General features: G+C 62.8%; 7 protein-coding genes. 2 read left to right on the top strand and 5 right to left on the bottom strand.

Annotated features, from left to right (window positions below):
- Positions 1-137: 137 nt before the first annotated feature.
- From ACIBK5_RS39285 to ACIBK5_RS39270, 4 genes are read right to left on the bottom strand one after another with little or no spacing between them, the layout of a single operon-like run.
- Positions 138-473 carry an RRQRL motif-containing zinc-binding protein gene (locus ACIBK5_RS39285; protein WP_399027570.1) on the bottom strand — a complete coding sequence of 112 codons (336 nt, stop codon included), beginning with the start codon at positions 471-473 and terminating at the stop codon, positions 138-140.
- Positions 473-1,297, bottom strand: a complete 825-nt coding sequence (locus tag ACIBK5_RS39280; protein WP_399027576.1) for a protein spdB — start codon at positions 1,295-1,297, stop codon at positions 473-475. Before ACIBK5_RS39280 ends, ACIBK5_RS39285 begins: the two co-directional genes overlap by 1 nt.
- Positions 1,298-1,353: 56 nt before the next feature.
- Positions 1,354-1,800, bottom strand: a complete 447-nt coding sequence (locus ACIBK5_RS39275) for a Pycsar system effector family protein (RefSeq protein ID WP_399027569.1) — start codon at positions 1,798-1,800, stop codon at positions 1,354-1,356.
- A complete protein-coding gene (locus ACIBK5_RS39270; protein ID WP_399027567.1) occupies positions 1,797-2,066 on the bottom strand; it encodes a DUF6284 family protein in 270 nt (89 codons plus the stop codon). Before ACIBK5_RS39270 ends, ACIBK5_RS39275 begins: the two co-directional genes overlap by 4 nt.
- A gap of 559 nt (positions 2,067-2,625) precedes the next feature.
- On the opposite strand from ACIBK5_RS39270, the gene ACIBK5_RS39265 reads away from it, so the two are divergent.
- Together ACIBK5_RS39265 and ACIBK5_RS39260 are read left to right on the top strand one after the other, a co-directional pair.
- The gene (locus ACIBK5_RS39265) at positions 2,626-3,420 is read left to right on the top strand and encodes a GntR family transcriptional regulator (RefSeq protein WP_399027565.1); all 795 of its coding nucleotides are present in this window, start codon (positions 2,626-2,628) and stop codon (positions 3,418-3,420) included.
- Positions 3,417-4,091 (top strand): YdcF family protein, encoded by a 675-nt coding sequence (locus ACIBK5_RS39260; protein WP_399027563.1) that lies wholly within the window; start codon positions 3,417-3,419, stop codon positions 4,089-4,091. Before ACIBK5_RS39265 ends, ACIBK5_RS39260 begins: the two co-directional genes overlap by 4 nt.
- Before the next feature lie 82 nt (positions 4,092-4,173).
- On the opposite strand, the gene ACIBK5_RS39255 is transcribed toward ACIBK5_RS39260, so the two are convergent.
- Positions 4,174-8,091, bottom strand: coding sequence for a leucine-rich repeat domain-containing protein (locus ACIBK5_RS39255; protein ID WP_399027560.1), 3,918 nt, complete (start codon positions 8,089-8,091; stop codon positions 4,174-4,176).
- Between the last annotated feature and the right edge of the window lie 355 nt (positions 8,092-8,446).

Raw genomic sequence — 8,446 nt, 5'->3', positions numbered from 1 at the left:
GACACGGAGCGGGCCACGAGCTTGACGGCCTGCTCGGTCAGCCGCTTGGAGGTGCGCAGGGTGGAGCCGTAGCCGGGCAGCTTGTGCGTGCTCACCGTGGTCTTCAAGACTGTCTCCGTCTCAGGAATTCGCGCAGGTCAGGCGGCGCACTCGTCGGGGTAAGCGCAGGTGACACACATGCCGAGCGAGGTGGGGATGACGTAGCCCGCATCCCGCCCGCATTCGGGGCAGGTGCGGCGGGCGGTGTTGGCCTTGGCCAGGGCCGCCCACTTCGCCGGCGTCATGGGCCGTACCGGCTTGGCGTGGTCGACGCGGTAGAGGTAGGCGACCAGCGGCCCTCGGCGGCGGCGTGGCCGTTCGAGTTGAGCGGCCACGTCCTGTCCGCCGGGGCGCAGACCGCGCGCCCGGAGCTGGCGGCGGGTGGCGTAGCCGTCCGGGGCCAGGCGCCACCGGAACACCGGCAGCGCACCCATCACGCCACGCGCTTCCACGCGGCCCGCAACCGGACCTCAGAGGCGGAGTGGCCGGCCGTGCGGAAGCGGGCGGCCATCTCGCGGTAGGAAAGGGCGGGGACCTCACTGCGGCGGATCTCGTCGACCAGAACGTCAAGCGCCTCGTCGGTCAGGGCGGGACCGGACTCCAGCGCAGGAACCGGCTCTGTGGGCCCCCAGACGGGCAGTTCCCAGCGGGGTGTGACGTCGGGCGTGACGCGGCTCGTCACGCTGGTCAGCGCCCTTCCGGTGTCCTCGCCCTGGCGTGCCTTCTCCAGCGTCGACCACGCCCCGGCGAGGGCCTGGGCGGTCTTGGCCTGGACGTGTGCGACGCGGGCTCCGGCCTGCGTCACGGCCGTCAACCGGGCCTCCTCCGTGGCGGCGTCGGACCGCAGCCGGGCGCGGGCCACGGCCGCCTCGTCGCGCGCCTCCTGCTGAACGCCCTGGATCACATCCAGCGCGTCCGGGGTGAGGGCGGTGCGCTCCCACAGGCCATGGACCAGCCACAGTGCCTTCGCGGCCAGGGGCAGCCAGGAGACGGCGAGCCAGGCCCCGATGGAGTCCTTGTCCGCCATGAGTGCGTGGGCGACCAGGACGCCGGTTGCGGCGGCGCCGAATACCCAACCGACCACGGTCACCGGGGTGCTGTGGTCGCCCTGGGCGGCTAGGCGGCGTTCGTAGGCGAGGGTGGCCAGCCACCCGCCGTCCAGGCCGAGACCGACGACCAGGGCGACACTCTTCGGCATCGCCTCACCGAGCCACATCACGACCACGGCGAGGGTGAGCACCATGGACACTGCCGTCATCGCCACGGCGGGCAGTACCGTCTTCGCCCTCGTGATGCGCAGGAGGTGCGCGGCCTTCACAGCGCACCCCCCGCGGTGAGCAGGGCGGCCAGGATGAGCAGCGCCCCACCGGCGCAGGTCAGGTCGACCGCGCGGCGCAGGCACGTGAACTTGGTGACCGCGAGCCGGGACAGTCCGGCGATGTCGGCGGCCAGGTCGGTCGTGACGGCGTCGGTGATCTCCTCGGCGGTGAGCGTGGCCCACAGCGGGAAGCCGTGCCGGCCGCGCAGGTTCGGCCGGGCCGAGCGCAGCAGCAGACCGGCCGCCGCGACCAGCAGCACCATCCCGAGCCCGCCCGCGATGTAGGCGGGCAAGTTCAGCGGCAGGTCGCGGGTGACCGTCCAGGCGCCGGCGAGAACCGCGCCGACGAACGCCAGCAGGAGACCGGTCTTGGTGTCGGTCCGGGTGATCTCGGCCTTCACCTCGGCGTGCACGTCCTTCAGGCTCCGGACGGAGGCGCTCATGCCGCACCCCCCGACTGGGCGGTGCCGGCGGTGCGGTTGGTCAGGGCGATACGCGCGGCCAGCGCCCGGCGGCGGGCCCGGCGCAGGCGCCGGTTGTCCAGCTCGGTCGGGATGCGGTCCAGGGTGATGATCTGCGCGTCGAGCAGGTCAACGTCCGCCAGGATGACGGGCATCTCCTGCTCGATCGCGTCCAGCTCCGCAGCCGTCGGCTCCATGAAGTCGGTGAACGCGGTAACAGCGTCCTGAACAGTAACGATGTGGCCCATTGGGTCTGGTTCCTCTCGGACAGGAACGGCCCGAACAGCGGTCCCGGTGTTCCAGCACCGGGGCCGCGCGCCGTTGAAGTCGGGATATCCGGCTCCCCTCAGCGCTGCTCGTGCGAGACGAGCAGCGGAGGCAACCGGCCGCCACACGGATGCGGCGGAAGTCGATACGCGGACCTGAGCCGCGCCGGACACCTTTTGCGGGAGGTGACGGCCCGTACTGCGCGATATGGATCTGTGCCTCAGTCCCGCTTCTCCGAGGAATCGCATCTCGGTCTCTTCGCGCGGCGTGCGTGCCCTTGGGCAGATCCGTTCTTTTGAGTCGGCGCGTGTCCCTGACGGGAGGTGACCGACTGGTCTCCGCTCACCTCGGCCGGCATGGTCACGGCCGTCACGTCTGTGGCGGATCACGCTGTTGAGTTGTTGGAGCAGCCCAAAGAAGGGCCTTCCGTCCGCTGTCCTAGGACTGCGACCGGCTTGAAATGACAGTGACATGCAGTCCTGGGACTGTCAACAGTCCTAGGACTATGTGGTTCACTGGTTGCGTCGAAAGGAGTTCCGCGTGGCACCGAAGTGGCGCGACCTGGCGGACAGGTTCGCGGAGCAGATCAAGACCGGTCAGTTGCCGCCGGGCGCCCAGTTGCCCCAGATCAGAGAGCTAGTAGAGGCGGGGGAAGGCTCAAAGGAGACTGTCCACAAGGCCTATAAGGCCTTGGAGGCTGAAGGCCTTGTGACGTCGACGCGCGGACACGGCACCGTCGTGCGTCCGCGCGTTGCGCTCAAGCGGCTGGGTATCGCCCGGTACGACAAGGCGAAGTGGCGCGACGGTGACGAAGTCGCGTTCATCGCGGACCGCGTCGCATCGGGACGCGCGTACAAGCGCAACGAGCAGACGCAGACCGTGAGCCGCGTCGAGGCCGACAGCCTCGTAGCGGAGGGGCTGGGCGTCCCTGTCGGCTCCGAGGTGTACGCACGCGCCCGACTCGTGAAGGAAGGGGTGCAGCCGACTCACACCCTGACCAGTTACTACAGGCCGGAGCACGTCGAGGGGACACGCATCGTCGACCCCACCCCGGGGCCTGCCGGCCGGGGTGGCGGGTACCGCGTCCTCTACGACGCCGGATACGAGATCGACCACATGAGAGAGGCCCTGTTCGCCCGCATCCCGACGGCGGACGAAGTGCAGCTCCTACAACTCCCCGCCGGTGAGCCCGTAGTCGAGCTGCACCGGACCACGTACACGGCAGATGGCACGGTGGTTGAGTTCGCCGTGGGCCTCCACGCGGCTTCTCGCTTCGCGTGGGAGTACGACTTCAAGGTTCCCGACTCGACGCAGGACAGGAAGGGGCAGGAATGATCTCGGCACAGGCATGGGCGGATGCTCGACTCCTGTGGGACTACCACTTCATGCACCATGACCCACGGCCGTGTTCCGCGGCGGTGGGGCTGGGAAGTCACGACCTTGGTGTGGCCGACGTGACAGCGGAGTTGTACCACCAAGGCATGGCGCCAGTCATCGTCCTCACGGGGGCCACCAGCCCCACGACCCGGGCACGCATGCCGCGCGGTGAGGCTGTCCACTACCGAGAGCGGGCGTTGCAGCTCGGGGTGCCCGAGTCCGCGGTACTCCTGGAACCGCGTGCCACGAACACCGGCGAGAACATCGAGTTCTCGAAAGCGGTGCTGGCAGAGGCCGACGTCAAGGTCTCGTCCGTCCTGCTCGTGACCAAACCGTACGAGGAGCGGCGCTCGTACGCCATGATGCGGAAGCTCTGGCCCGAGGTCGAAGTGGTGTGCGCATCCACCCCGATGGGTTTGGAGGAGTACGCCGATTCCATCGGAGACGCTCGCATGGTAATCGACATGATCGTGGGCGCCCTGCAACGGGTGCTCGTCTTCCCCAGGTTGGGCCTGGCCATCGAGCAGGACGTACCAGACACCGTTGCAGCCGCCTTTGAGCGGCTTTGCGCAGAAGGCTTCACTAGCCGTCTCATGCCGGCTGACGTTGCTGCCCGCCCCGGCACGTGATCCAGGGCGGACAGCAGCCCGCCCTGAGCTACGTTCTGCACCTCCCCCACCTCATCTGGGCTAGTTCTTCGATCGAGCCAGTTCAGTCGGAGACGTTGCCAGGATCTATTTCCGGTGCGAGCGGGACATGGGGGCGAACAGGGTCTACAACTGGCACAGGAGGGCGATAAACCTGAGCATGTTCCCGGCAAAGCCAATAGGTGTGACCTTCAGGAGTTGTGATCTTGTTTAGATTTCCCCAAACTTCGGCCGGGTCAAGGTTCTTAAGGAGCTCGTACATGCGGCGGTATTCAGCGTGATCCTCCGCTCTAACCATGGACTGAACGTTTTCATCGGTCATCCGCATTCGCATCTCCTCAGGCAACCCGTCCAACATGGCCTTCATTAATTCGAGGTCATCCTTGAGCGCCTTAGCCATATCTTCTGACGCCATTCCTAGGCCAGCACCGAATACCGGAACCACGTACTTCAGGACCCCGAGTGTGCGCTGCAAATACGGAAGGAGCACAGAGTTGGTGAAGGTGGACGCGGGCACCTCATAGGGATCCACGTCGGCTAGGAGGTGCCATTCTCCCGGCGCCTCGCAGCATAGATGCAACTGAAACACCTCACCCGAGAGCAACCCCGCGGCACGTCGGCGCGTCGCCCGCCGCACCCACACCAGGCTCGGACACAGCACCTCATTGCGTGACTGTTCACGCCTGAACGTTGCCAGGAAGGAGCGCTGCTGCTCGGAAATTACGGCCGAAACTTCTGCCCGAGTCCGCTCCAATTCCTGATCCAAGTGTATTGCGGTCTGGTCGAACCGATCTTGCACTTCTTCGTGCCGACCCTGCGCATCAAGTTGCAGCTGATCGAGCTTGGCAAGCACCTCAACCGCCAGAGCCTGCGAACGCCGAAGAGGCGGAGGCTCGATGCCCTGTAGCAATGTCCGTACATCGAGGTCTTCCAGATGTTCCGGGCATTCGATACTTTCGCGGGGAGGATTACGGGATAGCCGAGCCATCAGCTGAGTATGAGAGAATTCGTGAGAACAATAGTTTCCGTTGTCGTCCTTGTGCGGGCAAGGAACTGAGCGGCTGACGTCGAGGCCAGGGTAGCGCTGCAAGGTCTGCTCGAAGCCGTCTTTGAGAACTGCGAAAAAGTCATGCGGGTATGGGCCGCGCACTCGAATCTCTGCTGTTTTGCCGTGTCGATCTACCACTATTAGGCCAAAATGCTCCCCGTCGGGATGCCCAAGCAAGGCGCCAGAACGCCAGCGCAGTCCGGTGGAGAATCGGTGCTCCCGAGCGATGAACCAAGTGGGGATGCCGGGGGGAACAGTGTGCATTCTGAAGCGCAGCCGCACTTCGCGCTGCCCTTCGCTTAGCAACGCGTCCCATCGCTCCTGGTAGGGTGGAGGATCCCAAGGAAGCAGCTCCACAACCAGACTGCTCATTCGATCCTCGGTGCGGTAGGACAAATCAAAGTTCTCCATCATCCTGATGAAGTGTCGACGCATGGCCCTTTCGACGTCCTGCCAAATTTCATTGCCCAAATGGTGATTGAAGAGTCCACCATCCTCAAGGACTTTCTCAGAGTCCAAAACTCGGCTGATATACGCCGTCAGCCACTGCGGTCGTAAAACAACGAGGTCACATAGCTCCTCGTCCTCGGGGTAGAAAAGCAAGTCGCCTAGGCTGTGCAGGGCGGCAGTCAACGCCTGTTGATGCGCATCCTCTGTCACTCCATGCTGGGCCATCAGGGCGTACAACTGCTCGGGTTCGACGTGCTTCGATTCGGCCGCCCGTACCGCATCACTTGCCTCAAGCCATCGGCGAGGCCAATTAATGCCCATCAAGGGCAGGCACGCTGCTTGTCGACGAATGCATTCCCTAACCTCCTCGAGACCCTGACGAGTTTCACTGTCTGCGGCCAGGCTCGCCACAATAAGGCCGGGATACGTCTCCTTGAGTTCCGTGAGTGGAAGGTCCGGTGGGCGCGGCCCTAGGTGAGTGGCTACCAGAACCACGGGCGCTTGAGGGGCGCGCGCCTTAATCATGTCCAGCCAATAATGTAGCTTGCTCCCTTCCCACCCGATTTGTGCATCCCAAAGCAGCAGGAATAGAGAACGGTCTGTCAGGAAGAACTGATGAGTTGCGTGATAGATCTCCTGGCCTCCAAAATCCCAGGTACTCAGGCGCATGATGATATTCTCATCATTTGGAGGATTGGGGTGGGCCAGGTCTAGGCTATCGACTGTAAGCCCATGTGTACTCGCCTCCTGGAGGTTATGGGGCTCTCCCCTCAATGCCCGCAGAAGAGACGTCTTACCTACTCGCCCCTCGCCCACCACCACAATCTTCGATGCCCATTGACGCACGGGATCGCGCCGCATTTCAGAAAGAAAAGAAGTCACAGCTTTCGCCCCAGCCGAACAAATCTCCGGCGGCGGCGAGGTCAATTGATTGCCACTTAGAGACAACTGGAGAAGTCTTGTTAGATTACCCAGCGAGCTCGGGAGGGACGTCAACTCATTTTCATTCAAGAAGAGTGAAATGAGGTTGGTTAGATTTCCCAGCGACTCAGGTAGCGATGTTAGACGGTTTCCTTTCATGCCGAGCCAGCTAAGTTGGCCGAGATGCCCAAAAGACTCTGGAATTGATCGCAGCTGATTGTCATTGACGCTCATCCAGGACAACTCGGTAAGGCTTCCCAGAGAGTCAGGGAGAGATTCCAACTCATTGTCACTCAGGTTGAGGAGTTCGAGGTTTGTAAGGTTGCCTATCATTTCAGGGATCGACGTTAGTCGATTATTGAAAAGATAAAGGTACTCCAACTCGCCGAGGTTGCAAAGCGACTCTGGAATGGATGTTAGTTGGTTATTATCGAGGTCAAGACGGTTGAGTTGGGTCAGACTGCCTAGCGATTCCGGAATGACAGTCAACTGGTTTGCGTCGAGCCGCAATTCCGTCAACTGTGTGAGGTTACCCACCGACTCTGGCACGGACGTCAAGCGGTTTTCGTACAGCTCCAGTGTTCTGAGTTTTGTGAGATTCGTGAGTGACTCTGGAATAGACTCCAGCTGATTGCCGCACAGGCTTAGCGAGAACAGCTCGGTGAGATTTCCCAACGCCTCTGGGACAAAGGTCAAACGGTTGTGACTCAGGTTGAGGTTTTCGAGGCAGGTTAAGCTAGTCAGCGTGTAAGGAACCGACGTCAGTGTGTTACCACTCAAATTGAGCGTGTCGAGTTTGGTTAGATTTCCTAGGATTTCAGGAATGACTGCCAGTCCATTTTCGCCCAAGTTGAGCTCAGTGAGTTGTGTGAGGTTTCCCAGGAAGTCAGGAACAGCGGCCAGCTGATTTTCGCTCAGGTTGAGCTGAGTGAGTTGCGTGAGATTACCCAGCGAGTCCGGGATCGACATCAGCTGGTTTCCACTCAGGTCAAGCTTGGTGAGTCGCGCGAGGTTACCCAGCGAGTCGGGGATCGACGTCAGCTGGTTACGACTCAGATCAAGTGACGTGAGTTGCGTGAATCCCACTAGGAAGCTGGGTGCACAGGTCAGCTGGTTGTCTCCCAGGTCGAGCTCGGTGATTCGGCAGAGCCTACCAAGTGACACCGGGACGGACGTCAGCTGATTGTCGTTCAGGTTGAGCTCAGTGAGTTGTGTGAGGTTTCCCAGGAAGTCAGGAACAGCGGCCAGCTGATTTTCGCTCAGGTTGAGCTGAGTGAGTTGCGTGAGATTACCCAGCGAGTCCGGGATCGACGTCAGCTCGTTTCCGCTCAGGTCAAGCTCGGTGAGTCGCGCGAGGTTACCCAGCGAGTCAGGGATCGACGTCAGACCGTTGTTATTCAAGCTGAGCTGCGTGAGCTGGGTGAGCTGGGTGAGCTGGGTGAGCTCGCTCAGCGTCTCAGGAAGGGTACTCAGACCCAGGTCGGAGAGATCGAGCTCACTCGCTCCGGTCTGCCTGCAAGAGTCGATGCGGCTCGAAGCGACCTGTTCAGCCTCTGATTCCACAAGTCCTCACAATCTATGGCTTCGCCGGATCTTCTCGCATCCTGTCGCAGTAAGTGCGCTCATCCAGGAAGTTGCTCCCAATTGCATACCATGAGGTCGGCGTCCGCGCGGCTTGGGCGCCAGCGGCTGGAGCGGGGCGGACACTGGAGCACAGGCCCCAAGCCGCGGGCCGGGCCGCGCGCGATGAGCGAGCCGCCATGATATGGCGGAGAAGGTCGCGCAACGATGTTCGGGCTCAGGGCCCCGTCCACGGACAGATACGCCGCAGCCGTGCCACACACCCACAGACGGCCCCGCCCACTCCGCTCGCGGGCCGGGCCGTCTGTGGGCCGTCCGGGGGCGGCCAACGACGACA

This window comes from Streptomyces sp. NPDC050546, assembly GCF_044457425.1.
Lineage (GTDB): Bacteria > Actinomycetota > Actinomycetes > Streptomycetales > Streptomycetaceae > Streptomyces.
The sequence above is the reverse complement of the archived record's forward strand: the minus strand, read 5'-3'. Positions and strand labels throughout refer to the sequence as shown.

Coding starts and splice junctions, on each gene's coding strand:
- ACIBK5_RS39285 (WP_399027570.1), bottom strand. CDS start 473: ATGGGTGCGCTGCCGGTGTTCCGGTGGCGCCTGGCCCCGGACGGCTAC.
- ACIBK5_RS39280 (WP_399027576.1), bottom strand. CDS start 1,297: ATGACGGCAGTGTCCATGGTGCTCACCCTCGCCGTGGTCGTGATGTGG.
- ACIBK5_RS39275 (WP_399027569.1), bottom strand. CDS start 1,800: ATGAGCGCCTCCGTCCGGAGCCTGAAGGACGTGCACGCCGAGGTGAAG.
- ACIBK5_RS39270 (WP_399027567.1), bottom strand. CDS start 2,066: ATGGGCCACATCGTTACTGTTCAGGACGCTGTTACCGCGTTCACCGAC.
- ACIBK5_RS39260 (WP_399027563.1), top strand. CDS start 3,417: ATGATCTCGGCACAGGCATGGGCGGATGCTCGACTCCTGTGGGACTAC.